The sequence below is a fragment of the Pseudomonas sp. P106(2024) genome (assembly GCF_057480815.1).
The window spans coordinates 85,571-109,957 of sequence record NZ_JBLIYU010000011.1 but is presented as its reverse complement, the minus strand read 5'-3'; the positions used below and the strand labels follow the sequence as shown (position 1 = coordinate 109,957).

The 24,387-nt window shown below is 65.6% G+C and carries 23 protein-coding genes; 8 read left to right on the top strand and 15 right to left on the bottom strand.

Annotated elements, in window-relative coordinates:
- Positions 1–88: 88 nt before the first annotated feature.
- From AC25M7_RS18125 to AC25M7_RS18090, 8 genes are read right to left on the bottom strand one after another with little or no spacing between them, the layout of a single operon-like run.
- Positions 89–1,087, bottom strand: coding sequence for a septal ring lytic transglycosylase RlpA family protein (locus AC25M7_RS18125; RefSeq protein WP_028690389.1), 999 nt, complete (start codon positions 1,085–1,087; stop codon positions 89–91).
- Positions 1,088–2,098 carry a lytic murein transglycosylase B gene (mltB, locus tag AC25M7_RS18120; protein ID WP_028690388.1) on the bottom strand — a complete coding sequence of 337 codons (1,011 nt, stop codon included), beginning with the start codon at positions 2,096–2,098 and terminating at the stop codon, positions 1,088–1,090.
- Between the two features lie 17 nt (positions 2,099–2,115).
- Positions 2,116–3,219, bottom strand: a complete 1,104-nt coding sequence (gene rodA / locus AC25M7_RS18115) for a rod shape-determining protein RodA (protein WP_051555660.1) — start codon at positions 3,217–3,219, stop codon at positions 2,116–2,118.
- Positions 3,220–3,257: 38 nt separating this feature from the next.
- The gene (gene mrdA / locus AC25M7_RS18110) at positions 3,258–5,156 is read right to left on the bottom strand and encodes a penicillin-binding protein 2 (protein ID WP_046857281.1); all 1,899 of its coding nucleotides are present in this window, start codon (positions 5,154–5,156) and stop codon (positions 3,258–3,260) included.
- 17 nt (positions 5,157–5,173) lie between these two features.
- Positions 5,174–5,641 carry a 23S rRNA (pseudouridine(1915)-N(3))-methyltransferase RlmH gene (rlmH, locus tag AC25M7_RS18105; protein ID WP_023631106.1) on the bottom strand — a complete coding sequence of 156 codons (468 nt, stop codon included), beginning with the start codon at positions 5,639–5,641 and terminating at the stop codon, positions 5,174–5,176.
- 9 nt (positions 5,642–5,650) lie between these two features.
- Positions 5,651–6,070, bottom strand: coding sequence for a ribosome silencing factor (gene rsfS, locus AC25M7_RS18100; protein WP_028690385.1), 420 nt, complete (start codon positions 6,068–6,070; stop codon positions 5,651–5,653).
- A 44-nt stretch (positions 6,071–6,114) separates the two neighbouring features.
- On the bottom strand, positions 6,115–6,774 hold the full coding sequence (gene nadD, locus AC25M7_RS18095; RefSeq protein WP_028690384.1) for a nicotinate-nucleotide adenylyltransferase: 660 nt from the start codon (positions 6,772–6,774) through the stop codon (positions 6,115–6,117).
- Between the two features lies 1 nt (position 6,775).
- The gene (locus tag AC25M7_RS18090; RefSeq protein WP_486971335.1) at positions 6,776–8,047 is read right to left on the bottom strand and encodes a glutamate-5-semialdehyde dehydrogenase; all 1,272 of its coding nucleotides are present in this window, start codon (positions 8,045–8,047) and stop codon (positions 6,776–6,778) included.
- Positions 8,048–8,342: 295 nt separating this feature from the next.
- Here AC25M7_RS18090 and AC25M7_RS18085 point away from each other — a divergent pair, with 295 nt between their 5' ends.
- Both AC25M7_RS18085 and AC25M7_RS18080 read left to right on the top strand, forming a co-directional pair.
- Positions 8,343–9,035 carry a DNA-3-methyladenine glycosylase gene (locus tag AC25M7_RS18085; RefSeq protein ID WP_062361943.1) on the top strand — a complete coding sequence of 231 codons (693 nt, stop codon included), beginning with the start codon at positions 8,343–8,345 and terminating at the stop codon, positions 9,033–9,035.
- A gap of 3 nt (positions 9,036–9,038) precedes the next feature.
- Positions 9,039–10,355 (top strand): bifunctional DedA family/phosphatase PAP2 family protein, encoded by a 1,317-nt coding sequence (locus AC25M7_RS18080; protein WP_028690381.1) that lies wholly within the window; start codon positions 9,039–9,041, stop codon positions 10,353–10,355.
- Between the two features lie 35 nt (positions 10,356–10,390).
- Here the strand turns inward: AC25M7_RS18080 and AC25M7_RS18075 are convergent, their stop codons facing one another.
- From AC25M7_RS18075 to AC25M7_RS18065, 3 genes are read right to left on the bottom strand one after another with little or no spacing between them, the layout of a single operon-like run.
- Entirely contained in the window at positions 10,391–10,981 is a 591-nt protein-coding gene (locus tag AC25M7_RS18075; protein WP_088851640.1) for an LON peptidase substrate-binding domain-containing protein, read from the bottom strand.
- Between the two features lie 9 nt (positions 10,982–10,990).
- Positions 10,991–11,707, bottom strand: coding sequence for an LrgB family protein (locus AC25M7_RS18070; RefSeq protein WP_028690379.1), 717 nt, complete (start codon positions 11,705–11,707; stop codon positions 10,991–10,993).
- Positions 11,704–12,066: a CidA/LrgA family protein gene (locus tag AC25M7_RS18065; protein WP_028690378.1), complete on the bottom strand. Its 363-nt coding sequence runs from the start codon at positions 12,064–12,066 to the stop codon at positions 11,704–11,706. Before AC25M7_RS18065 ends, AC25M7_RS18070 begins: the two co-directional genes overlap by 4 nt.
- A 151-nt stretch (positions 12,067–12,217) precedes the next feature.
- Here AC25M7_RS18065 and AC25M7_RS18060 point away from each other — a divergent pair, with 151 nt between their 5' ends.
- The 3 genes from AC25M7_RS18060 (at position 12,218) to AC25M7_RS18050 (ending at position 15,167) form a co-directional block, all read left to right on the top strand.
- Positions 12,218–12,673 (top strand): MaoC family dehydratase, encoded by a 456-nt coding sequence (locus tag AC25M7_RS18060; protein WP_028690377.1) that lies wholly within the window; start codon positions 12,218–12,220, stop codon positions 12,671–12,673.
- A gap of 88 nt (positions 12,674–12,761) precedes the next feature.
- Entirely contained in the window at positions 12,762–14,495 is a 1,734-nt protein-coding gene (locus AC25M7_RS18055) for a C13 family peptidase (RefSeq protein WP_486971334.1), read from the top strand.
- Positions 14,496–14,522: 27 nt separating this feature from the next.
- The gene (locus AC25M7_RS18050) at positions 14,523–15,167 is read left to right on the top strand and encodes an oxidoreductase (RefSeq protein WP_028690375.1); all 645 of its coding nucleotides are present in this window, start codon (positions 14,523–14,525) and stop codon (positions 15,165–15,167) included.
- 64 nt (positions 15,168–15,231) lie between these two features.
- On the opposite strand, the gene AC25M7_RS18045 is transcribed toward AC25M7_RS18050, so the two are convergent.
- The 4 genes from AC25M7_RS18045 to AC25M7_RS18030 all read right to left on the bottom strand — a co-directional run bounded on the left by AC25M7_RS18045 (position 15,232) and on the right by AC25M7_RS18030 (position 19,522).
- The gene (locus AC25M7_RS18045) at positions 15,232–15,519 is read right to left on the bottom strand and encodes a YceK/YidQ family lipoprotein (protein WP_062361937.1); all 288 of its coding nucleotides are present in this window, start codon (positions 15,517–15,519) and stop codon (positions 15,232–15,234) included.
- Positions 15,516–16,145: a flavin prenyltransferase UbiX gene (gene ubiX / locus AC25M7_RS18040; protein WP_028690373.1), complete on the bottom strand. Its 630-nt coding sequence runs from the start codon at positions 16,143–16,145 to the stop codon at positions 15,516–15,518. The genes AC25M7_RS18045 and ubiX overlap by 4 nt, the downstream gene beginning before the upstream one ends.
- Positions 16,142–17,491 (bottom strand): UDP-N-acetylmuramate:L-alanyl-gamma-D-glutamyl-meso-diaminopimelate ligase, encoded by a 1,350-nt coding sequence (mpl, locus tag AC25M7_RS18035; RefSeq protein WP_028690372.1) that lies wholly within the window; start codon positions 17,489–17,491, stop codon positions 16,142–16,144. The genes ubiX and mpl overlap by 4 nt, the downstream gene beginning before the upstream one ends.
- 66 nt (positions 17,492–17,557) lie before the next feature.
- On the bottom strand, positions 17,558–19,522 hold the full coding sequence (locus AC25M7_RS18030) for a sigma-54-dependent Fis family transcriptional regulator (protein ID WP_486971333.1): 1,965 nt from the start codon (positions 19,520–19,522) through the stop codon (positions 17,558–17,560).
- Between the two features lie 267 nt (positions 19,523–19,789).
- Between AC25M7_RS18030 and exaC the strand changes: the two genes are divergently transcribed.
- From exaC to AC25M7_RS18015, 3 genes are all read left to right on the top strand, one after another.
- Positions 19,790–21,310, top strand: a complete 1,521-nt coding sequence (gene exaC / locus AC25M7_RS18025) for an acetaldehyde dehydrogenase ExaC (protein WP_050707143.1) — start codon at positions 19,790–19,792, stop codon at positions 21,308–21,310.
- Positions 21,311–21,490: 180 nt separating this feature from the next.
- Positions 21,491–22,939, top strand: coding sequence for an ethanolamine permease (eat, locus tag AC25M7_RS18020; RefSeq protein ID WP_028690369.1), 1,449 nt, complete (start codon positions 21,491–21,493; stop codon positions 22,937–22,939).
- A 49-nt stretch (positions 22,940–22,988) separates the two neighbouring features.
- The gene (locus AC25M7_RS18015; protein WP_069016295.1) at positions 22,989–24,383 is read left to right on the top strand and encodes an ethanolamine ammonia-lyase subunit EutB; all 1,395 of its coding nucleotides are present in this window, start codon (positions 22,989–22,991) and stop codon (positions 24,381–24,383) included.
- The last annotated feature ends 4 nt before the right edge of the window (positions 24,384–24,387 follow it).

The window sequence follows — 24,387 nt, the reverse complement described above, 5'->3', positions numbered from 1 at the left end:
GTCGGCGTGTCGATTCATCGCGGGGCAAGCCCGCTCCCACGCCATCTGCAAGGCGGAACGTGGGAGCGGGCTTGCCCCGCGATTGCTCTCAATCAGTGACGACCTTGGCCTGGCCGAGATTGGCCAGGCGAATGCTGTCCTGCGCCTGCTGGATCTCACCCTGGCTGTTGATCGGCCCCAGGCGCACCCGGTGCAAGGTCTGCTGGTTGCGCACCACCGAGCTGATGAACACCGGTGCGCTGACCATGGTGCTCAGCTTCGAGCGCAGCAACTCGGCAGCATCCGGGTTGGCAAACGCGCCCACTTGCAGGATGCTGCCACCGCTGGCGTTCGGCACGTTGTTGCCACCCACCTGCACCGGCACCACCGGCGCCGCGTGCTGTTGCGGCGGCGGGGTCCACTGCTCGACCCGACCGGTGCTGGCAGGAAGCGGCTGGGCCTGGGCCACCTGCGGCTCCTTGAGCACCATCGGCGGCTGCTGGCCACGCTGGGCCCACCATTGCTGCGGATCGATGCCTTCGACGCGTACATGGGCAGTGCCGATCTCGGCATAGCCGAGCTTCTTGGCCGCGGCGTAGGACAGGTCGATGATGCGGTCGGAGTAGAACGGGCCACGGTCATTGACCCGCAGGATCACGCTACGGCCGTTGGCCAGGTTGGTCACCCGCACGTAGGCCGGCAGCGGCAGGGTCTTGTGCGCCGCGCTCATGCCATACAGGTCGTACAGCTCACCGTTGGCGGTGTTCTGCCCATGGAACTTGGTGCCGTACCAGGAGGCAGTACCCTCGGCGCGGTAGTTGCGCGAGTCCTGCATCGGGTAGTAGGTCTTGCCCAGCACCGTGTAGGGGTTGGCCTTGTAGTTGCCGGTATGCACGGTCGGCGTGGCGTCGGGGATCTTGTTCACGTCCACATCCCACCAAGGCGCGCCGTCCTTGTGCGCGCGGTTGATGTCCAGGCCCGGCTGCGCACGCACGGTGTTGCCGCTCTGCGGGGTGGAGGGCCGGCTCGACGAGCAACTGGCCAGTACCAGGCCGACGGCGACGCAGGTGAGCAGTTTTGCGGTATTGACGGTGAAGAGTTCGCGCATTTACTTGACGCCCCGTGCCAGAACCAGCTGTTCCGAAAGCTGATGCACCGCCATGGCATACATCACGCTGCGGTTGTAGCGAGTGATCGCGTAGAAGTTTTTCAGGCCCATCCAGTACTCGGGGCCATCCGCGCCTTCCAGGCGGAAGGCGGTGACCGGCAGATCATCGCGCAACGCATCATGACCCGACCAGCCCAGCGCCCGCAACTGCGCGACAGTCCTGGTCGGCTCGATGCCGGTGGTCAGGCCTTCGTCGGCCCGCGCGCCGGCCACGTCGGCGCGGCTGACCACAGGCTCCCCGGGCACCCAGCCGTGGCGCTTGAAGTAGCTGGCGACACTGCCGATGGCATCGTCCGGGTTGTTCCAGATATTGATGTGGCCGTCGCCGTCGAAGTCCACGGCATAGGCGCGGAAGCTACTCGGCATGAACTGCGGCAGGCCCATGGCGCCGGCGTAGGAGCCTTTGAGCGTAAGCGGATCGAGCTGTTCCTCGCGGGCCAGCAGGAGGAACTCGCGTAGCTCCTTGCGGAAGAATTCGGCCCGCGGCGGGTAGTCGAAACCGAGCGTGGACAGGGCATCGATGACCCGGTAGTTGCCGGTGTTGCGGCCGAAGAAGGTCTCCACGCCGATGATCGCGACGATGTATTGCGCCGGCACACCGTATTCCTGCTCGGCGCGGGCCAGCACGGCTTCGTGCTGGCGCCAGAAGTCCACACCGCGGGCGATGCGCGCGTCGGTGATGAACATCGGGCGGTACTCCTTCCACGGTTTGACGCGCTCGGCCGGCCGCGAAATCGCGTCGAGGATCGCCTGCTTGCGTTGCACCTCGCGGAACACGCCCATCAGCTGCTCCCCGGCAAAGCCGTAGTCGCGGGTCATCTCGCCAACGAACTCGGCCACCTGCGGCGAGCCATCGTAGTCGCCGGCATTGGCCTGCTGGATTGCGCCGAACAGCCCCATCGCGCCGAACCACGGCGCCAGGCGGGCAGCCCAGCCACGCACTGCTTGCATGAAATTCTTCACCTTTTTCAAACCTGTGCAATCCACTTGCGGTGCGTATGGATCGACATGAGAACGCCAAACGCTGACAGCAGCGTCACCAACGAAGTTCCGCCATAGCTGATGAAGGGCAGCGGCACGCCCACCACGGGCAGGAGGCCGCTGACCATACCGATATTGACGAACACATAAACAAAGAAGGTCATGGTCAGGCTGCCCGCGAGCAGCTTGCCGAACAGGGTCTGGGCCTGGGCCGTGATCATCAGCCCGCGGCCAATCAGCAGGATGTAGATCAGCAGCAGCAGACAGATGCCGACCAGGCCGAACTCCTCGCCGAGCACGGCGATGATGAAGTCGGTGTGGCTTTCCGGCAGGAAGTCCAGGTGCGACTGGGTGCCCAGCAGCCAGCCCTTGCCAAACACCCCGCCCGAACCGATCGCCGCCTTGGACTGGATGATGTTCCAGCCGGTGCCCAGCGGGTCGCTTTCCGGGTCGAGAAAGGTCAGTACGCGCTGCTTCTGGTAGTCGTGCATGACGAAGAACCACATCGCCACCGCCACCGGCACCGCCGCGGCGATCACGCTGACGATCCAGCGCCAGCGCAGCCCGCCCATGAACAGCACGAAAGCGCCGGAGGCGAGGATCAACAGCGCCGTGCCCAGGTCCGGCTGGCGCACGATGAGGATGAACGGCACGCCAATCAGGACCAGGCTGATCGCCACATGCTTGAGGTGAGGCGGCAAGGTGCGCTTGGACAGGTACCAGGCGATGGTCGCCGGCATGATGATCTTCATGAATTCCGAGGGCTGGAAGCGGATCACCCCAGGAATGTTGATCCAGCGCGTCGCGCCCATGGCGTTGTGGCCCATGACGTCCACCACGACCAGCAGGAACACCCCGGCCAGGTAGGCCAGCGGCACCCAGCGCGCCATGAAGCGCGGCTCGAGCTGGGCGATGATGAACATCGACACCAGGCCGATGCCGAACGAGCTGGCCTGCTTCATCAACAGGTCCCAGTTCTTGCCGCTGGCCGAATACAGCACGAACAGGCTGCCAGCGGCGAGCGTCAGCAGGATGAGCAGCAAGGGGCCGTCGATATGAATGCGCTGCAGGAAGCTGGCGCGCCTGCGCATCACGTCCTCGCTGGAGAGCATGCGGTCGAAGTTGTTCTTCACGGGGCCGATTCCTGGGCGACTGTGGCAGGGGCGAACTCGGGCTTGAGCCGGCCGTTCTCGTCAAGCAGCCAGGCATCCATGACCTGGCGCACCACGGGGGCGGCGACGCCGGAGCCGGACTCGCCGTTCTCGACCATCACCGAGACCACGATCCGCGGATCGTCGGCCGGGGCAAAGGCGACGAACAGCGCATGGTCGCGGTGGCGTTCCTGGAGTTTGTTGCGGTCGTACTTCTCCCCCTGCTTGATCGCCACCACCTGAGCGGTACCGCTCTTGCCGGCGATGCGGTACTGCGAACCAATGGCGGCCTTGCGAGCGGTGCCGCGGGCGCCGTGCATCACCTGCTCCATGCCGTGAGTGACCCTGGCCCAGTCCGACTTGTCGCGCAGGACGATGTTTTCCATGGGGTTCTCGTCCACTGGGGGCTGGCCTTCGATGGTCTTGGCCAGGTGTGGACGGTTCCACACGCCTTTGTTGGCAATCAGCGCGGTGGCCTGGGCCAACTGCAGCGGCGTGGTCTGCATATAGCCCTGGCCGATGCCGAGGATCAGGGTTTCGCCGGGGAACCAGGCTTGGCGGCGGGTGGCGCGCTTCCATTCACGGGAAGGCATCAACCCGGGCGACTCCTCGAACATGTCCAGGGCGACCTTCTGCCCGATACCGAACTTGTTCATGTAGCTGGACAACCGATCGATCCCCATCTTGTGTGCAAGATCGTAGAAGTACGTGTCGTTTGATCGCATGATCGCCACATCCAGATCGACCCAGCCATCGCCGGTGCGGTTCCAGTTGCGGTATTTGTGATCGTAGTTGGGCAGTTGGTAGTAGCCCGGGTCGAACACCCGGCTGCCCGCCGTCACCACGCCGCTGTCCAGACCGGCGATCGCCACCGCCGGCTTGATGGTCGAGCCTGGCGGGTAGAGGCCGCGCAGCACGCGGTTGAACAGTGGCCGGTCGATCGAATCGCGTAGTTCGGCGTAAGCCTTGAAGCCGATGCCGGTGACGAACAGGTTGGGGTCGAAGCTCGGCTGGCTGACCATGGCCAGCACTTCGCCGGTGCGCGGATCGAGGGCGACGATGGCGCCACGGCGCCCGCCCAGAGCCTGCTCGGCAGCCTCCTGCAGCTTGATGTCCAGACTCAGCACGATGTCCTTGCCAGGCTTCGGGTCGGTGCGCTTGAGCACTCGCAGCACGCGGCCACGGGCGTTGGTCTCGACTTCCTCGTAGCCCACCTGGCCATGCAACTCGTCTTCGTAGAAGCGTTCGATGCCGGTCTTGCCGATGTGGTGGGTGCCGCTGTAGTTCACCGGGTCAAGGGTCTTGAGTTCCTTCTCGTTGATCCGTCCGACATAGCCCACCGAATGGGCGAAATGCGCACCCTGGGGATAATGGCGAACCAGTTGCGCCGCCACTTCCACGCCGGGCAAGCGGAACTGGTTGACCGCGATGCGGGCAATCTGCTCCTCGTTCAACTCGAACAGGATCGGCACCGGTTCGAATGGCCGACGCCCCTGTTTCATGCGCTTCTCGAACAGGGCACGGTCGTCGGGGGTGAGTTCGAGCACTTCGACGATCACATCCAGCACGTCTTGCCATTTGCCGGCATTGCCGGCGCGCTCGCGGGTCATCACCAGGCTGAAGCTGGGGCGGTTGTCCGCCACCACCACACCGTTACGGTCGAAAATCAGCCCTCGGGTCGGCGGAATCGGCTGCACATGCACCCGGTTGTTCTCCGACAGCGTCGAGTGATAGTCGTACTGGATGACCTGCAGGTAATACAGCCGGGCGATCAGCACGCAGACGAGCAGCACCACCGCCACGGCGCCCACGACAACGCGGTTGCGCACCAGGCGGGCGTCTTTCTCGTGGTCCTTGAGGCGAATCTGCTGCGGCATCGGACAGGCTTACAGGTTCATTTGTGGTAGGGATGCCCGGACAACACGGTCCAGGCGCGGTAGATCTGCTCGCCGATGAGTATCCTTACCAATGGGTGCGGCAACGTCAGCGGCGACAGCGACCAGCGCTGTTCGCTGCGCGCGCAGACCTCCGGCGCCAGCCCCTCCGGGCCGCCCACCATCAGGTTGACCGTGCGCGCATCCAGGCGCCAACGGTCCAGCTCGCCCGCCAGTTGCTCGGTGCTCCAGGGCTTGCCATGGACCTCGAGGGTGACGATGCGTTCCCCAGGCTGCACCTTGCTCAGCATCGCCTCGCCCTCCTGACGGATCAGGCGGGCGACATCGGCATTCTTGCCGCGGGTGTTCAGCGGGATTTCCACCAGCTCCAGCGCAAGCTCCGGGGGCAGGCGTTTGGCATACTCATGCCAGCCTTCCTCGACCCACTTGGGCATGCGCGAGCCGACCGCGATCAGACGCAGACGCACGGCGCTTCCTTATTCCCGGTCCTTGAGCTTCTCGGAATACTCGTGGGCGTGTTCCGGGCTGTGGTGCTTGCCATCGGCGGCACGGCTTTGCTCGGCACCCTGCCACAGCCGCTCCAGGTCGTAGAACTGGCGGGCAGCGGCGGTCATCATGTGGACGATGACGTCGTTGAGGTCCAGCAGCACCCAATCACTGTCGCCTTTGCCTTCTTCGCCCAGCGGTTGAGCGCCCTTGGCCTTGACCGCCTCACGGACCTTTTCCGCCATGGCGTTGATCTGGCGGTTGGAGGTACCGGTGGCAATGATCATGTAGTCGGTCAGGCTGTGCTTTTCGCGCACGTCGATGACCTGGATGTCCTGGGCCTTGACGTCTTCCAGCGCGGCCTTGGTCACTGCGACCAGTTCTTCGCCGTAAATTTTCTGCTTGGTCATATAAAACTCGTTCAACTCATTGATTGAGGCGCCAGCGGGCGCCGTCAGTTGGACACACGATACAGGTCGTGTGCCTCGATATAGGCCAGTACTGCGTCCGGCACCAGGAACCGCGCCGACTTGCCGCTGGCCAGCAGCTGTCGGATCTGTGTGGCGGACACCGCGAGCGGGGTCTGCCAGACGAACGAAATGTGCCCCGCCGGGCCGGACATGGCGGTGGGATCGCTCTCCGAGCGCGCCGCCAGCAAGTTGCGCAGCGCGTCGGGGGGTTCGACATCGGCATCCGGGCGTTGCAGCACCAGGATGTGACAGTGTTGCAGCAGTTCTTCCCAGCGATGCCAGCTGGGCAGGCCGCAGAACGCGTCCCAACCCAGCACCAGGAACAACTGGTCGTGCGCGTGCAGCTGCGCACGGATCGATTCAAGGGTGTCGATGGTGTACGACGGCTTGTCGCGGGCCAGCTCGCGGTCATCCACGCTCAGGCGCTCGACGCCCTGCACGGCACTACGCACCATGGCCAGGCGGTCCTGGGCCGACACCTGCGGCGTGTCGCGGTGCGGCGGGCGGGCGTTGGGCAGCAGGCGCAGTTCGTCGAGACGCATGAACTCGGCCACTTCCAGCGCGCTGCGCAGGTGGCCGATATGCACCGGGTCGAAGGTCCCGCCGAGAATGCCGATACGCCGGACTGCCACCGCGTTGCTCAACTCAGCACGACTCCTGGCCGCGCAGCTGGCCGTCACCGATCACCACGTACTTCTCGCAGGTCAGGCCTTCCAGGCCGACCGGGCCGCGGGCGTGCAGCTTGTCGGTGGAGATGCCGATCTCCGCGCCCAGGCCGTACTCGAAGCCGTCGGCGAAGCAGGTCGGGGTGTTGAGCATGACCGATGCCGAGTCGACCTCGGCGATGAAACGCCGGGACTGCCCCTGGTGCTCGGTGATGATCGAGTCGGTGTGGTGCGAACCGTAGTGGTTGATGTGCTCGATGGCCTGCTCCAGACCGTCGACAACGCGGATCGACAGGATCGCGTCGAGGTATTCGGTGTGCCAGTCGTCTTCGCTGGCCGGCTTGGCGTCGATGATCGCCCGGGTGCGCTCGCAGCCGCGCAGCTCGACGCCCTTGTCGTGGAAGCGGCGGGCCATTTCCGGCAGGAAGCGCTCGGCCACGGCCTGGTCAACCAGCAGGGTTTCCATGGCGCCGCAGATGCCGTAGCGGTAGGTCTTGGCGTTGAAAGCCACGCGCCAGGCCTTGTCCAGGTCGGCGTGGGCATCGACGAAGACATGGCAGATGCCGTCCAGGTGCTTGATCACTGGCACCCGGGCATCGCGACTGATGCGTTCGATCAGGCCACGACCGCCGCGCGGGACGATCACGTCGACGAACTCCGGCATGCTGATCAGCGCGCCCACGGCCTCACGGTCGGTGGTCTCGACCACCTGCACCACCGCCGGCGGCAGGCCGGCCTCGGCCAGGCCACGCTGGATGCAGGTGGCGATGGCGCGGTTGGAGTGGATGGCCTCGGAGCCGCCACGCAGGATGGTGGCGTTGCCCGACTTCAGGCACAGGCTGGCGGCGTCGATGGTCACGTTGGGGCGCGACTCGTAGATGATGCCGATGACACCCAGCGGCACGCGCATCTTGCCGACCTGGATGCCCGACGGACGGTAGCTCATGTCGCGGATGGCGCCGACCGGGTCCGGCAGGCTGGCCACCTGGCGCAGGCCGGTGATCATGCCGTCGATGCGTGCGGGGGTGAGTGCCAGGCGGTCGAGCAGCGCCGGCTCCAGGCCGTTCTTGCGACCGTTGGCCAAGTCCTGTTCGTTGGCTGCGGTGAGCGCGTCGCGGGCCGCGTCGAGGGCGTCGGCGGCGGCCTGCAGGGCGCGGTTCTTCTGCGCGGTGCTGGCACTGCCGATCACCCGCGAGGCCTCACGGGCGGCGCGACCCAGGCGGGTCATGTAGTCAAGAACGGACTCGGTCATGGGCTCGATGTCTTGGCAAAGGGGAAATCGGCTGATTATAACTGGAGCGCTCGGGTACGCCCAGCGGCGGGTGGCGGATGGTAGAAAATGCTGGAAGGAATGTGTAGGAAAGATGTAACCACCCGTATCGAAAAACACCCCAACCCCAGCAAGGAGAAAGCCGGCGCCCACGCCCTTTGGGGCATGCAGCCCGATGGCGGAAGCGGAAATGCCCTGCCATGGCGTCAATCTGATTCAGCCTCGATTAAGCCATTCATTGCTATCATCGCCGCCTTCACAGCCACGAACCGTGCGTATGTCCGCTCCAGCCCCCTGCCCGGCCCGGGCCTTGCCCGACAGCTTCTTCGACCGCGATGCCCAGACCCTCGCCCGCGAGCTGCTGGGCAAGGTCATCCGCCATCGCCACGGCGATCTCTGGCTGGCGGCGCGGATCATCGAGACCGAGGCCTACTACCTGACCGACAAGGGCAGCCACGCCTCCCTGGGCTTCACCGAGAAGCGAAAGGCGCTGTTCCTCGACGGCGGGCACATCTACATGTACTACGCCCGTGGCGGCGACTCGCTGAACTTCAGCGCCCACGGCCCAGGCAACGCGGTGCTGATCAAGTCCGCCTACCCGTGGACCGACGCCATCTCCAACGCCAACAGCCTGGCCCGGATGCAACTGAACAATCCCGACGCCAGCGGTAACCTGCGCCCTCCCGAGCGTCTGTGCAACGGCCAGACCTTGCTGTGCCGGGCCATGGGCCTGAAGGTGCCGCACTGGGACGCCCGGCGCTTCGACCCCGAGCGCCTGTATGTCGAGGACTGCGCCATACAGGTGCCGAGGGTGATCCAGACCACCCGCCTGGGCATCCCCCACGGCCGCGATGAACACCTGCCCTACCGCTTCGTCGATGCCGACTACGCGCGCTTCTGCACCCGAAACCCGCTGCGCCGCGGCCAGGTCGAAGGGAAAGACTTCTTCATGCTCGAACAAGGAAACTGAACCATGGGCCAATGGCTGGACAGCCTGACCGCCTGGCTTGGCGCCAACCCGCAGTGGCTGGGCCTGGCCATCTTCATCGTGGCCTGCGTTGAATGCCTGGCCATCGCCGGCATCATCGTGCCCGGCACCGTGCTGCTGTTCGCCGTCGCCGTGCTGGCCGGCAGCGGTGCCTTCAGCCTCGGCGAGACGTTGCTGCTGGGCTTCCTCGGCGGCGTGCTGGGCGATGCGATCTCCTACGGCATCGGCAAGTACTTCCACCAGAACATCCGCCGCCTGCCGCTGCTGCGCAGCCACCCGCAGTGGATCGGCAGCGCCGAGGCGTACTTCCAGCGCTACGGCATCGCCAGCCTGCTGGTCGGCCGCTTCATCGGCCCGCTACGGCCGATGCTGCCGATGGTTGCCGGCATGTTCGACATGCCGCTGCCGCGCTTCATCGCCGTGAGCCTGGTGGCCGGCGCCGGCTGGTCGGTGGCCTACCTGCTACCGGGCTGGGCCACCGGCGCGGCCATGCGCCTGCCACTGCCGGAAGGGTTCTGGCTGGACGCCGGAATCGTCGTCGGCACCCTGGCGGTACTGATTGGCCTGAGCCTGAGCACCAGCATCCGCGACCAGCGCCATGGCACCCGCCTGATCGCCGCCCTCAGCGGCCTGGCCGTGGCGGCGTTGTTCATCGGCTGGCCATACCTGAACGAGTTCGACCAGGGCGTGATGACCCTGGTCCAGGAACACCGCAGCCAGGTCATCGACGGCGCCGTGGTGCTGATCACCCGCCTGGGCGACTTCCGCACCCAGTTCTTCCTGGGCGGCCTGCTCACCGGCCTGCTGCTGCTGGCCCGGCAATGGCGCCATGCCTTGTTCGCCGGGGCGACGCTGATCGGCACCGCCGCCGCCAATGGCACCTTGAAATGGCTGTTCGCCCGCGCCCGCCCCGAAGTGCTGGTCGATCCGCTGACCAGCTACAGCATGCCCAGCGGCCACAGCTCGGCGTCCTTCGCCTTCTTCCTGGTGCTGGCGGTACTGGCCGGTCGCGGACAGCCACCGCGCATGCGCCTGACCTGGGTCATGCTGGGCTGCCTGCCGGCACTGGCGATCGCCTTGTCGCGGGTGTACCTCGGGGCGCACTGGCCGACCGACATCCTGGCCGGGGCACTGCTGGCGTGCTGCGTGTGCGCGGCGAGCCTGACCCTGGTACAGCATCGCCAGCCGCTGGTGGCGCTGCCGCAACGGGTGTGGTGGCTGGTGCTGCCGGCCTGCGTCGCGTTGCTGGCGTTCTTTGCCCTACATGCACTGCCAAAGGCGTTGTTGCGTTACCAGTACTGATGCACTCGCGAGGTGTTGGAGCGGGCTTGGGCAGCTCAGGCGAACAACTCGCCCTGGATCCGCTCGAGCAGCGCCTGGATCGCCTCCAGCCTCAGCTGTGGCGAATCGATGGCCAGCAGGTCGAGCTTGTCCTCTTCCATGAACGGCAGCAGGTACGCCAGCTGGTTGCCCAGCGACTGGCGCCCGTCCACGTCGCGTGGCATGTCCAGCGCCTCGACCATCGGGTGCTCGCCCAACGCCAGCAGCAAGGCCAGCAGGTCGTCGTCCTGCTCCACCAACGGGCTGTCCGCCAGGTCCGCCAGCCATTGCACCTCGGCGAGCATCAGCTGGTCCTTCTGCACCTCGGTCTGCTCGACACGAAACCGCCGCACGCCCTCGACGCGAATACCCAGCAGGCCGTTGTCCTGCTGCACGAAATCGCGGATCAGCGCCTCGCAGCCGAGCGAGGCCACCACCGGCGGTGCCTTGCCCACCTGCTCGCCTTCAAGGATGCACACCACGCCGAAACCGGCACCCTGCTTCATGCAGCGGCCGATCATGTCCAGGTAGCGCGCCTCGAAGATCTGCAGGTCGAGCAGGCAACCGGGGAACAGCACGGTATTGAGGGGAAACAGCGGTAACGTCATCTCGACTCCTCAAGCCACCAGGCTGACCGCCAACGGCAGGAACACCGCCGTGGCCACCCCCATCAGGCTCATCGCCAGCGCGGCGAAGGCGCCGCATTCATCACTTTCCTGCAAGGCCACCGAAGTGCCCACCGCATGGGCGGTCACCCCTAGCGCCATGCCTCGCGCCTCGGGGCTGAGCACGCCGCATCGGGTCAACAGCGCCGGGCCGAAGATCGCACCGATCACCCCGGTGATCAACACGAACACCGCGGCCAAGGCCGCCACACCGCCGATCTGCTCGGCCACCAGCATGGCGATCGGCGAAGTGACCGATTTCGGCGCCATGGTCATCAGGATCATGTGTTCGGCACCGAACCACCACCCCAGCGCCAGGCACGCCACGGTGGCGAACAGGCCTCCGACTACCAGCGTAGTAAATGTCGGCCAGAACAGCTGCCGAATGCGCCGCAGGTTGAGGTAGAGCGGTACCGCCAGGGCCACGGTGGCCGGCCCCAGGAGGATGTTCATGATCTCGGTGCTCTTGCGGTATTCGGCGTAGTCGATGCCGCAGGCCAGGAGGATGCCGATCACTACCAGCATCGACACCAGCACCGGTTGCAGGAAGATCCAGCGGGTCTTCTCGTAGCCCGCCAGCACCAGTTGGTAGGCGGCCAACGTGATGCCGATGCCGAACAACGGATGATGGATGACCGCCTCGAGTGCGCCGTGCCAGTCGAGAATCATGGCTGCTCCTCGCGCTTGCCCTGGCGGTGGATCAGCTTCTGCATCAGCACGCCAACGAACACGAGGGTCAGCAGGCAGGAGATCAGCAAGGCCCCGACGATGGCCCAGAAGTCGGCGGCGATGTCCCTGGCATAGACCATCACCCCCACCGCCGGCGGCACCAGCAGCAGCGGCAGGTAGCGCAACAGGCTGCCAGCGGCCTCGTTGAGCGGCTCGCCAACCTCGCCACGGGTCATCAGGAAGGCCATCAACAACAACAGGCCGATGATGGGCCCGGGCAGGATGGGCAGCAACAGGTGGTTGATCGCCGTTCCCAGCAACTGGAACAGCACCAGCCAGGTCAAACCACGCAACAGCATATGGACCTCCCTCAGAGCATGGCGGCCATTATAAGCACGCTAAGCAACTGTCTATAAGGCGATATTCGGCGAAAAGCAGTCAACTTGACTGAAACGGTTCGCCGTGCTGATCTTGCACACTCGTACCAAATGACAATCTGGAGATGTCGCGATGCCCTATGTACCCGTTACAGAGCTTTCGCAGTACGTTGGCAAGGAACTGGGACGTTCCGCCTGGCTGAAGATCGATCAGCAACGCATCAACCTGTTCGCAGAGGCCACTGGCGATTTCCAGTTCATCCATGTCGATCCCGAAAAGGCGAAGAAAACGCCGTTCGGTACCACCATCGCCCATGGTTTCCTCACCCTGTCGCTGATCCCCAAGCTGATGGAAGACATCCTCGTGCTGCCCGAAGGACTGAAGATGGTGGTCAACTACGGCCTGGACAGCGTGCGCTTCATTCAACCGGTGAAGGTCGACAGCCAGGTGCGACTGAAGGTCGACCTGACCGACGCCACCGAGAAGAAACCGGGGCAGTGGCTGCTCAAGGCCACCGTCACCCTCGAGATCGAAGGCGAAGAAAAACCCGCCTACATCGCCGAACCGCTGTCGCTCTGCTTCGTTTGATACGCCCCTGGGGCCGCCACGCGGCCCCGATTCACGCACCCGCGCATTCTGCGGCATACTCGGCGCATCGATTGCCGCGGAACCCGCCATGCGCCCCCTGCTTCCCCTGACCTTGATCCTGTTGCTTGCCGCCTGCGGCGAAGGTGAACCGTTGTCGCCTCCGGACGCCCGGTTGCCCGACGGCGGCCGCTACCGCGGCCAGGTGGTCGATGGGCTGCTGCAAGGCGAGGGACGCATCGACTACCCCAACGGCAGCTGGTATGCCGGCACCTTCAAGGACGGCCAGTGGCATGGCCAAGGCGAATGGCATGGCAGCAACGGCGAGGTCTATCGCGGCCAGTTCAGTGCAGGCCTGTTCCAGGGGCTGGGCGACCTGACCACCCCCGGAAGCCATTATGCAGGCACCTTCAAGCATGGCCGACGCGACGGCGAGGGCACGCTCAAGCAGAACGACCAGACCTACCGCGGCCAGTTCAAGGACGACCAGTACGAAGGCGCCGGCCAACTCGAACTGGCCGACGGCAGCCGCTACCAGGGGCTGTTCGCCAAGGGCAAGCCCAATGGCGCCGGGGTGCGCAGCGACGCCAGCGGCAACCAGTTCAGCGGCCACTTCGTCGACGGGCAGTTGCAAGGCGCCGGCACCTATGACAGCGCCGACGGCGAGCAGTACATCGGCGAATTCAAGGACAACCGCCTCGAAGGCCGGGGGCGCTACGAGAGCGCCGACGGCGACGTCTGGATCGGCGACTTCAAGGATGGATCACTGGTCGGCCAGGGCGAACTGCTGGGCAGCGACGGCAGCCGCTACAAGGGCGGTTTTCGCGACTGGCGCTTCGCCGGCAGCGGTACCTTGCAGCTGGCCGACGGCAGCCAGTACGTCGGCGGTTTCGCCGACGACACTTACCACGGTCGCGGCAAGCTGACCCACCCGGACGGACGGATCGAGAGCGGCACCTGGGTCAACGGCGTGCGCGTGCGCGATGCCCAGGGCAAACTGCTGCCCGACCCACTGGACCTGGCCTTGCTCAACCAGGGCAAGCTGCTGGCCGATGCCCTGGCCAAGGTGCCGGCGTCGGTGCCGCCGGTGCAGCTGTACAGCCTGGTGGTAGCCGGCGACGGCCAGCAGAGCGTATTCCTGCGCGAGGCCGACTATGTCAGCAACATGCTCAAGGTGCGCTTCGGCGCACACGGCCAGGTGACCCTGGTCAACCATCGCGACCACCTGGCCGACCGCCCGATGGCCACCCGCGAGAACCTCACCCGCGCCGCCCGCACCCTGGCCGAGCGCAGCGGCCCCGAGGACCTGGTGTTCATCTACCTGACCAGCCATGGCAGCCATGACCACCAACTGGTCCTCGACCAGCCGCGCCTGCAACTGGCCGACCTCTCCGCGGACGAGCTGGCCAGCGCCCTGGCCCCGCTGAAAGACCGCGACAAGGTAATCGTCATCTCGGCCTGCTATTCGGGTGGCTACATCGCTCCGCTCAAGGACGACCGCACCCTGGTCATGACCGCCGCGCGCCCCGACCGGGTGTCGTTCGGCTGCTCCGAAGAAGCCGACTTCACCTATTTCGGCGACGCCCTGTTCGCCCAGGCGCTGAACCAGACCGACGACTTGAAACAGGCGTTTGAACTGGCGCGTCAAAGCGTTGCCGAAAGAGAACGAAGGGAGGGCTTCGAAGCCTCGGAGCCGCAGCTCTGGGCGCCGCCAGCAGTGATCAGCCACTGGCAGCGCCTGCGCCGCCAACAGGCCGAGCAAGCCCTGCGCAATGAAGCCCAGCCAGCTTCTGGGCAACAGGCAAAAACACCTGGTGCCCACTAAGCTGTGTAGTAACGAGGGAGAGACATCATGTACCTGACGCCTCAACATGTCCTGCTTGCCGGTGCCACGGGTCTGACGGGTGAACACCTGCTCGACCGCCTGCTCAACGAGCCCACCATCAGCCGCGTTCTGGCACCGACCCGCCGCCCCCTGGCCGAGCACCCGCACCTGGAAAACCCGGTGGGCGACCCGGCTGTGTTTCTCCCGCAACTGGCCGGCCGTGTCGATATCGCCTTCTGCTGCCTGGGCACCACGCTCAAGCAGGCCGGCTCGGAAAATGCGTTCCGCGCCGTCGACCTGGACATGGTCGTGGCCTTCAGCAAGCGTGCCCGCGAGATGGGCGCCCGCCACCTGCTGGTAATCAGCGCCTTGGGCGCCGATCCGAAATCGTCGGTCTTCTACAACCGGGTCAAGGGCGAGATGGAAGAGGCGCTCAAGCAGCAGGACTGGCCGCAGTTGACCATCGTGCGGCCTTCGCTGTTGCTGGGCGAGCGGATCGAGCCGCGTCTGGGGGAACGGATGGCGGCGCCCTTCGCCCGCCTGATACCGGGCAAGTACCGGGGCATCGAGGCCTGCACCCTGGCTCGGGCGCTGTGGCGTCTGGCGCTGGAAGAGGAAGATGGGATTCGGGTGGTTGAGTCCGACGAGCTGCGCAAGCTGGGGAAGAAATAGTCAGTCCTGAACCACGCCAATCGCCGGCAAGCCGGCGATTGTGCTGCACAGCAGCCCTTGGCTATCAAAGACCACCGGTGGCGTTAAAGCCCACCCCCGCCGCCGTCAACAACGACAACGGCAGCAGCAAGGTATCCAGCAACGCACTGCCCGGCAGGTCCAGCCCCGGATAGGCCGGCGCTTCGGCGCCAAAGCGGTCCCGGGGACAACAACCGCCGTTGATTACGTACAGGTCCAGGCGCGTCCCGGCATACACCACCGGCGCCCCCGGCTTGTTGGCGTCTAGGGTGCGCACCGTGGCGCAGCCGCCGAGCTGGACCAGTATCACCAGCCCCGCCAGCACCCGCTTCAATCATCGACCCCATAGTGATGCTCGCCCCAGCGCGGCAGCATGTCCTGCGGGATGTTCAGCAGATTGAGGATGCGCGCCACGACGAAATCGACCAGGTCGTCGATGCTCTGCGGCTGGTGGTAGAACCCCGGTGCCGCCGGCAGGATCACCGCGCCCATCTGCGACAGCTTGAGCATGTTCTCCAGGTGGATGGTGGAGAACGGCGCCTCGCGCGGCACCAGGATCAATTGCCGACGCTCCTTGAGGGTCACGTCGGCGGCGCGCTCGATCAGGTTGTTGCAGGCGCCCGTGGCGATCGCCGAAAGGGTCCCGGTGGAACAGGGCACCACCACCATCGCCGCCGGCGCGCCGGAGCCCGAGGCCACCGGCGACATCCAGTCTTCCTTGCCGTACACGCGGATCTGTCCGTCGGCCGCGCCAGTGTACTCGGTGAGGAACGCCTGCATGGCCTGGGGCTTGGCCGGCAGCAGCACGTCGGTCTCGGTGGCCATCACCAGTTGCGCGGCCTTGGAGACGAGGAAGTGCACCTCACGCTCCTCACGCACCAGGCAATCGAGCAGACGCAGGCCATACTGCGCCCCGGAGGCGCCGGTCATGGCCAGGGTGATGCGTTCCGGCCCGCTCACTTCAGCGCCTCGGCCAGCTTGCCGTGCAGGCCACCGAAGCCGCCGTTGCTCATGATCACCACATGGGTGCCCGGCCGGGCCTGGCCCTTGATGCGCTCGATGATGGCTTCAAGGCTGTCGGCCACCACGCTCGGCACCTTGCACTGCGCGGCGGTGCCCGCCAGGTCCCAGCCCAGGTTGGGCGGCGCGTACCAGATCACCTGGTCGGCGTCGTTGACGCTTTCCGGCAGGCCATCGCGGTGGGCACCGAGCTTCATGGAGTTGGAGCGCGGCTCGATCACCGCAATCACCGGTGCCTCGCCGACGCGCTTGCGCAGACCGTCGAGGGTGGTGGCGATGGCGGTCGGGTGGTGAGCGAAGTCGTCATAGATGGTCACGCCCTGCACTTCGGCGACCTTCTCCATGCGCCGCTTGACGCTCTTGAACGCGCTCAGGCCTTCGATACCCATGGCCGGCGCCACGCCGACATGACGGGCGGCGGCCAAGGTAGCCAGGGCGTTGGCGACGTTGTGCTGACCGGTCAACGCCCAATCCACCACACCCTGCGCCTGACCTTCGAACAGCACCTCGAAACGCGAGCCGTCGGCGCTGAGCAGCCGCGCCTGCCATTGCCCGCCTTCGCCGGTGGTCTGCACCGGGGTCCAGCAGCCCATGCCGATGACCCGCTCCAGCGCCTGCTCGGTGGTCGGGTGGATGACCAGGCCTTCGCTGGGGATGGTGCGCACCAGATGGTGGAACTGCCGCTCGATGGACGCCAGGTCGGGGAAGATATCCGCGTGATCGAACTCCAGGTTGTTGAGGATCGCGGTGCGCGGGTGGTAGTGGACGAACTTGGAGCGTTTGTCGAAGAAGGCGCTGTCGTATTCGTCGGCCTCGACCACGAAGAACGGCGTTGCGCCCAGGCGCGCCGACACCGAGAAGTTCTGCGGCACGCCGCCGATCAGGAAGCCCGGGCTCATGCCAGCGTGTTCCAGAACCCAGGCCAGCATGCTGCTGGTGGTGGTCTTGCCGTGGGTACCGGCCACGGCCAATACCCAGCGGCCCTGCAGCACATGGTCGGCCAGCCACTGCGGGCCGGACACATAGGGCAGGCCTTTGTTCAGCACGTACTCCACCGCCGGGTTGCCCCGCGACATGGCGTTGCCGATCACCACCAGGTCAGGTGCCGGCTCCAGCTGGGCCGGGTCGTAGCCCTGGGTCAGCTCGATGCCCTGGGCCTCGAGCTGGGTGCTCATCGGGGGATAGACGTTGGCGTCGGAGCCGGTGACGCGGTGGCCCAGCTCCTTGGCCAGCACGGCCAGCGAACCCATGAAAGTGCCGCAAATACCGAGAATATGAATGTGCATGATCGACCTCGCAAAACGTCGAGGCAGGGTAGCCCAGGGCGAGGGAAATCGCACTCGCTGTTTCGCTCATCCGACCCTGGCGATGCCGTGTTTGCGCAGTTTTCGATACAAGGTATTGCGGCTGATGCCCAACTGCTCGGCGACATGGGTCAAGTGCCAGCGGTTTGCCTCCAGTACGGTGAGCAGTGCATCGCGCTCGGCGTGTAGGAGCGGCCTTGTGTCGCGACAGGGCTGCGCAGCAGCCCCGGCGTTTTCGGGATCCTGGGGCCGCTCTGCGGCCCTTTCGCGACACAAGGCCGCTCCTGCGGAGGCCGCGCTATTGCGAACAATTGCCGGGAGACCGGAAAACTCGATGTGCGCGCCTTCGCACAACGCCACCAAGGTACGCAGCACATTCCTCATCTGCCGCACGTTACCCGGCCAGGTGAAGTCCAACAGCGCCTGGCGGGTGGCCGGGTCGAGGCCGATGGCCTGGCCCTCGGTCTCCTGCGCCAGCAGGAAGTCCAGCAACTGCGCCTTGTCGCTGCGCTCGCGCAGCGCCGGCAGGGCGACTTCCAGGCCATTGAGGCGGTAGTAGAGGTCTTCGCGGAAACCGCCCTGCGCCACCCGTTCCAGCAGGTCACGGTGGGTGGCGCTGACGATCCGCACATCCACCGCCTGCGGCTCGCCGCCAATGGGCACCACCTGACGCTCCTCGAGCACCCGCAACAGGCGGGTCTGCAGCGCCAGCGGCATGTCGCCGATCTCGTCCAGCAGCAAGGTGCCGCCATCGGCCTGCAACAGCTTGCCGCGCATGCCCTCCTTGCGCGCGCCGGTGAAGCTGCCGCCGCGATAGCCGAACAGCTCGCTTTCGATCAAGCTCTCGGGAATCGACGCGCAGTTGATTGCCACGAACGGCTTGTGCCGACGCGAGCTGGCCTGGTGCACGGCCTGGGCGAAGGCCTCCTTGCCGCAGCCGGTCTCGCCGCGCAGCAGCAGGGGCACATCGCGCTCGAACACCCGCACGGCACGACGAAAGTCCTCGCGCAGGGCTGGGTCGAGCAGGCAAATGCCGGGGGCACTGGCGTGGGGCAAGGCCACCGGCACCGACCACACCGGCGCACGGGCCTGGCCACGCAGGCTGGCGAACACCTGGCGGCCATCGCGGGTGTGCAGCGGCCAGGCGCTGCTGCCCTGGGGCGTGGCGCGACTGAACAGCTCGTCGTGGCTGCAGGCGAAGAACCTGTCCAGCGGCTTGCCCAGCACGCCGCCACGGATGGTGCCCAGCAGGTTCAAGGCGCTCTGGTTGGCGGCGCAGATCCGCCCGTCACCGTCAAAGGCCAGCAACCCTTCGCTGAACAGGCCGACCGACTCCGCCTGCAGGTGGAAGCGCAGCAACCACTGCTGCTCGAAATGACGCAGGAAATAGCAGCTTTCGATCATCTTCGCCGACAGGTTGACCAGGGCCATGGTGTGGAACTGGCTCTGGCGCGACACATCCGGCCGTGCCGACGATACGTCGAGCACCGCCAGCAGCTCGCCATGGGGGTCGAATACCGGGCTGGCCGAGCAGGTCAGGCCGGTGTGTCGGCCACGGAAATGTTCGTCCCGGTGAATGGTCAGGGCCTGGCGCTCGACCAGGCAGGTGCCGATGCCGTTGGTGCCCTCGCGGGCTTCGCTCCAGTCGGCGCCCAACCACAGCCCGGCGCGCTCGAAAATACGCCGCTCGCCGGGGGCGCAGACGCAGTTGAGGATCACCCCGCGGGCGTCGGTCAGCAGCACCGCGTGACCGCTGCCGGAGAGCTGCTGGTGCAGGCTGTTCATCTCGTTGTCGGCGATCTGCAGTACCTGGTGCAGGCGCTCGCGACTCTCCAGCAGGCGGCCGTGCTCAAGCACTACCGGGGCCTGGGCGCGTGCCGGGTCGAGGTGGTAGTCCTCCAGGCAGCGCAGCCAGGAGCGGGCGATCGACGGGTCGCTGCCCGGCCCGCTGGCCTGGCCGTGGGCGACCGTGAGCACTTGCTGGGCATGGCGACTGAACGGGTTGCTCTGCATTTGTAGTTGTTCTCCGCAGATAGAGCGTGTCGCCAGCATCCTCCAGGCGGGAACGCTTTGCAATGGTGCACTGACCCTGCGGTCACGGGCTGTGTCGCAAACGGTACAAAGTGTCACCCAGGCCGTGCCGGCCCTGGCACAGGGCCGCGCCAGCCACTCGCCGATCTTGACCCAAGTCATTGATACACAAGGCCCTCCAGGCACTGGCCCGACCTTTGCTCTACGCTAGGAAACTCCGCAACAATCACAATGACCAGGAGACACACCATGCGTTACGCACATCCCGGTACCGAGGGCGCGAAGGTTTCCTTCAAGAGCCGCTACGGCAACTACATCGGTGGTGAGTTCGTTCCTCCGGTAAAGGGTGAGTACTTCACCAACACCTCGCCAGTGAACGGCCAGCCGATCGCCGAGTTCCCCCGCTCCAGCGCCGAAGACATCGAAAAGGCCCTCGACGCCGCCCATGCCGCCGCCGACGCCTGGGGCCGCACCTCGGTGCAGGACCGCTCCAACGTCCTGCTGCGCATCGCCGACCGCATCGAGCAGAACCTCGAACTGCTGGCCATCACCGAGACCTGGGACAACGGCAAGCCGATCCGCGAAACCCTCAACGCCGACATCCCGCTGGCGGTCGATCACTTCCGCTACTTCGCCGGCTGCATCCGCGCCCAGGAAGGCGGCGCCGCCGAGATCAACGAAACCACCGTGGCCTACCACATCCACGAGCCACTGGGCGTGGTCGGGCAGATCATCCCGTGGAACTTCCCGCTGCTGATGGCCGCCTGGAAGCTGGCCCCGGCCCTGGCCGCCGGCAACTGTGTGGTGCTCAAGCCGGCCGAGCAGACCCCGCTGGGCATCACCGTACTGCTGGAACTGATCGGCGACCTGCTGCCCAAAGGCGTGCTCAACGTGGTGCAAGGCTATGGCCGCGAGGCCGGTGAAGCCCTGGCCACCAGCAAGCGCATCGCCAAGATCGCCTTCACCGGCTCCACCCCGGTCGGCGCGCACATCATGAAATGCGCGGCCGAGAACATCATCCCGTCCACCGTCGAGCTGGGCGGCAAGTCGCCCAACGTGTATTTCGAGGACATCATGCAGGCGGAGCCTGCCTTCATCGACAAGGCCGCCGAAGGCATGGTGCTGGCGTTCTTCAACCAGGGCGAGGTGTGCACCTGCCCGTCGCGCGCCCTGGTGCAGGAGTCGATCTACCCGCAGTTCATGGAAGTGGTGATGAAGAAGGTCCTGCAGATCAAGCGCGGCGACCCGCTGGACACCGACACCATGGTTGGCGCCCAGGCATCCCAGCAGCAGTTCGAGAAGATCCAGTCGTACCTGAAGATTGCCCAGGAAGAAGGCGCCGAGCTGCTGACCGGCGGCAAGGTGGAGCAACTCGAAGGCGCGCTGGCCAGCGGCTACTACATCCAGCCGACCCTGCTCAAGGGCAACAACAAGATGCGTGTGTTCCAGGAAGAGATCTTCGGCCCGGTGGTCAGCGTCACCACCTTCAAGGACGAAGCCGAAGCCCTGGCCATCGCCAACGACACCGAGTTCGGCCTCGGTGCCGGCGTGTGGACCCGCGACATCAACCGCGCCTACCGCATGGGCCGCGGCATCAAGGCCGGCCGCGTATGGACCAACTGCTACCACCTGTACCCGGCGCATGCCGCGTTCGGTGGCTACAAGAAGTCCGGCGTCGGCCGTGAAACCCACAAGATGATGCTCGACCACTACCAGCAGACCAAGAACCTGCTGGTGAGCTACGACATCAACCCGCTGGGCTTCTTCTAACAAGAGCAGCTTCAAGTTCCAAGCTTCAAGCGACAAGAAAAGCAGGCCGGATGCGGGCTGCTTTTTCTTGAAGCTTGCGGCTTGGGGCTTGCAGCTGCCCCTTGGCCCGCTTTCTGCAAAACGAATCACCAGTGGCCGGCAGTCCCTCCGGCAACCTAAGAAAAACAACAGGTGAACCCTATGCCAAGCGATCATTCCGGCAGCGCGCCGGCGAGCTCCTCCGTCGACTTCGAAAAAGTCGGATCGGACTATTTCCAGCAACGTGAACTGAAAAAAGGCGCCGCCGGCTGGGTCCTGCTGGTGGGCCTGGGCGTGGCCTACGTGATTTCCGGCGACTACGCCGGGTGGAACTTCGGCTTGGCCCAGGGCGGCTGGGGCGGCATGTTCCTCGCCACCCTGCTGATGGCCACCATGTATTTGTGCATGTGCTTCTCCCTGGCCGAACTGTCGTCGATGATCCCCACCGCTGGCGGCGGCTATGGCTTCGCCCGCAGCGCCTTCGGTCCCTGGGGCGGGTTCCTCACCGGCACGGCGATCCTCATCGAGTACGCTATTGCCCCCGCGGCCATCGCCGTGTTCATCGGCGCCTACTGCCAGTCGTTGTTCGGCATCGGCGGCTGGATGATCTACCTGGCCTTCTACATCGTGTTCATCGGCATCCATATCTTCGGGGTGGGCGAGGCGCTGAAGCTGATGTTCATCATCACCGCCGTCGCCGCCATCGCCCTGGCGGTGTTCCTGATCGGCATGGTGCCCCATTTCGATGCAGCCAACCTGTTCGACATCGCCAAGACCGACGCAGTCGGTGCCAGCAGCTTCCTGCCGTTCGGCTATGTGGGGGTGTGGGCGGCGATTCCCTACGCGATCTGGTTCTTCCTCGCGGTCGAGGGCGTGCCGCTGGCCGCTGAAGAGACCAAGAACCCGAAACGCGATCTGCCCCGCGGCCTGATCGGCGCGATGCTGGTGCTGCTGGCCTTCGCCCTGCTGATTCTGGTGGTCGGCCCCGGCGGCGCCGGCTCCGAAGCCCTCAAGGCCTCGGGCAACCCGCTGGTCGAGGCACTGTCCAAGGCCTACGGCGGCTCCACCTGGATGGGCGGCTTCGTCAACCTGGTGGGCCTGGCCGGCCTGATCGCTAGTTTCTTCTCGATCATCTACGCCTATTCGCGGCAGATCTTCGCGCTTTCCCGTGCCGGCTACCTGCCGCGCAAGCTGTCGGAAACCAACAAGAGCAAGGCCCCGGTGCTGGCCTTGGTGATCCCCGGCATCATCGGCTTCGCCCTGTCGCTGACCGGCCAGGGCGACCTGCTGATCCTGGTGGCGGTGTTCGGCGCGACGTTGTCCTACGTGCTGATGATGGCCGCGCACATCACCCTGCGCATCCGCCGCCCGAAAATGGAGCGTCCGTATCGCACGCCCGGCGGCATCTTCACCTCGGGCGTTGCCCTGGTGCTGGCCTGCATCGCCGTGGTCGCCGGGTTCCTGGTCGATCCAAGGGTGGTGATTGGCGCTGCAGTGATCTATGCAGTATTAATTGCCTACTTTGCTTTCTACAGCCGTCACCACCTGGTGGCCGGTACCCCGGAAGAGGAATTCGCCGCGATCCAGAAGGCCGAAGAGGCCCTGCACTGATTGCCGACTTGCGCCGCAGGCCAGGCCTGCGGCGCCCTGGAGATTCTGTATGGCAAGTTTCACGCATACGGTGGGCCACCAGGTCTACCGCTTCGACAGCCTCAAAGAGGTGATGGCCAAGGCCAGTCCGGCGCGCTCTGGCGACTACCTGGCAGGGGTCGCCGCCAGCAACGACGGCGAGCGGGTGGCGGCGCAGATGGCCCTGGCCAACATCCCGCTCAAGCACTTCCTCAACGAGGCGCTGATTCCCTATGAACAGGACGAAGTCACCCGCCTGATCGTCGACACCCACGACCCGCAAGCTTTCGCTGCGGTCAGCCATCTGACCGTCGGTGGGCTGCGCGACTGGCTGCTCAGCGAGCAAGCCGACGAGCACAGCTTGCGCGCCCTGGCGCCGGGCCTGACACCGGAAATGGCGGCGGCGGTTTCGAAAATCATGCGCGTGCAGGACCTGGTGCTGGTGGCGCAGAAAATCCGCGTGGTCACCGCCTTTCGCGGCACCATGGGGCTGCGCGGACGGCTGTCGACGCGCCTGCAGCCCAACCACCCGACCGACGAGCCGGCCGGCATCGCCGCAAGCATCCTTGACGGCCTGCTGTACGGCAATGGCGATGCCATGATCGGCATCAACCCGGCCACCGACAGTATCGCCTCGATCTGCGCGCTGCTGGAGATGCTCGATGCGATCATCCAGCGCTACGACATTCCCACCCAATCCTGCGTGCTGACCCACGTCACCACCTCGATCGAGGCGATCAACCGTGGCATGCCGCTGGACCTGGTGTTCCAGTCCATTGCCGGCACCGAGGCGGCCAACGCCGGCTTCGGCATCAACCTCAACGTGCTTCAGGAAGGCTACGAGGCAGGCCTCTCGCTCAAGCGCGGCAGGGTCGGGCAGAACCTGATGTACTTCGAGACCGGCCAGGGCAGCGCGCTGTCGTCCAACGCGCACCATGGCGTCGACCAGCAGACCTGCGAGACCCGCGCCTACGCCGTGGCCCGCCACTTCAAGCCGTTCCTGGTCAACACCGTGGTTGGTTTCATCGGCCCGGAATACCTGTACAACGGCAAGCAGATCATCCGCGCCGGCCTCGAGGACCATTTCTGCGGCAAGCTGCTGGGCGTGCCGATGGGCTGCGACATCTGCTACACCAACCACGCCGAAGCCGACCAGGACGACATGGACACCCTGCTGACCCTGCTGGGCGTGGCCGGGATCAACTTCATCATGGGCATCCCCGGCTCGGACGACATCATGCTCAACTACCAGACTACCTCGTTCCACGACGCGCTCTACGCGCGCCAGACCCTGGGGCTGAAGCCCGGGCCGGAATTCGAGGCGTGGCTGGAGCGCACCGGCATCTTCACCCAGGCCGACGGCCGCATCCGCTTCGGCGACAACCTGCCGCCGGCCTTCCGCCAGGCCCTGGCGCAGCTTGCATAGGGAT

Coding starts and splice junctions, on each gene's coding strand:
- AC25M7_RS18075 (WP_088851640.1), bottom strand. CDS start 10,981: ATGACGTTACCGCTGTTTCCCCTCAATACCGTGCTGTTCCCCGGTTGC.
- rsfS (WP_028690385.1), bottom strand. CDS start 6,070: ATGACCAAGCAGAAAATTTACGGCGAAGAACTGGTCGCAGTGACCAAG.
- exaC (WP_050707143.1), top strand. CDS start 19,790: ATGCGTTACGCACATCCCGGTACCGAGGGCGCGAAGGTTTCCTTCAAG.
- mrdA (WP_046857281.1), bottom strand. CDS start 5,156: ATGCCGCAGCAGATTCGCCTCAAGGACCACGAGAAAGACGCCCGCCTG.
- AC25M7_RS18015 (WP_069016295.1), top strand. CDS start 22,989: ATGGCAAGTTTCACGCATACGGTGGGCCACCAGGTCTACCGCTTCGAC.
- AC25M7_RS18085 (WP_062361943.1), top strand. CDS start 8,343: ATGTCCGCTCCAGCCCCCTGCCCGGCCCGGGCCTTGCCCGACAGCTTC.
- AC25M7_RS18090 (WP_486971335.1), bottom strand. CDS start 8,047: ATGACCGAGTCCGTTCTTGACTACATGACCCGCCTGGGTCGCGCCGCC.
- AC25M7_RS18070 (WP_028690379.1), bottom strand. CDS start 11,707: ATGATTCTCGACTGGCACGGCGCACTCGAGGCGGTCATCCATCATCCG.
- AC25M7_RS18050 (WP_028690375.1), top strand. CDS start 14,523: ATGTACCTGACGCCTCAACATGTCCTGCTTGCCGGTGCCACGGGTCTG.
- AC25M7_RS18065 (WP_028690378.1), bottom strand. CDS start 12,066: ATGCTGTTGCGTGGTTTGACCTGGCTGGTGCTGTTCCAGTTGCTGGGA.
- AC25M7_RS18125 (WP_028690389.1), bottom strand. CDS start 1,087: ATGCGCGAACTCTTCACCGTCAATACCGCAAAACTGCTCACCTGCGTC.
- rodA (WP_051555660.1), bottom strand. CDS start 3,219: ATGCGCAGGCGCGCCAGCTTCCTGCAGCGCATTCATATCGACGGCCCC.
- AC25M7_RS18080 (WP_028690381.1), top strand. CDS start 9,039: ATGGGCCAATGGCTGGACAGCCTGACCGCCTGGCTTGGCGCCAACCCG.
- AC25M7_RS18055 (WP_486971334.1), top strand. CDS start 12,762: ATGCGCCCCCTGCTTCCCCTGACCTTGATCCTGTTGCTTGCCGCCTGC.
- mltB (WP_028690388.1), bottom strand. CDS start 2,098: ATGCAAGCAGTGCGTGGCTGGGCTGCCCGCCTGGCGCCGTGGTTCGGC.
- eat (WP_028690369.1), top strand. CDS start 21,491: ATGCCAAGCGATCATTCCGGCAGCGCGCCGGCGAGCTCCTCCGTCGAC.
- AC25M7_RS18060 (WP_028690377.1), top strand. CDS start 12,218: ATGCCCTATGTACCCGTTACAGAGCTTTCGCAGTACGTTGGCAAGGAA.
- AC25M7_RS18030 (WP_486971333.1), bottom strand. CDS start 19,522: ATGCAGAGCAACCCGTTCAGTCGCCATGCCCAGCAAGTGCTCACGGTC.
- mpl (WP_028690372.1), bottom strand. CDS start 17,491: ATGCACATTCATATTCTCGGTATTTGCGGCACTTTCATGGGTTCGCTG.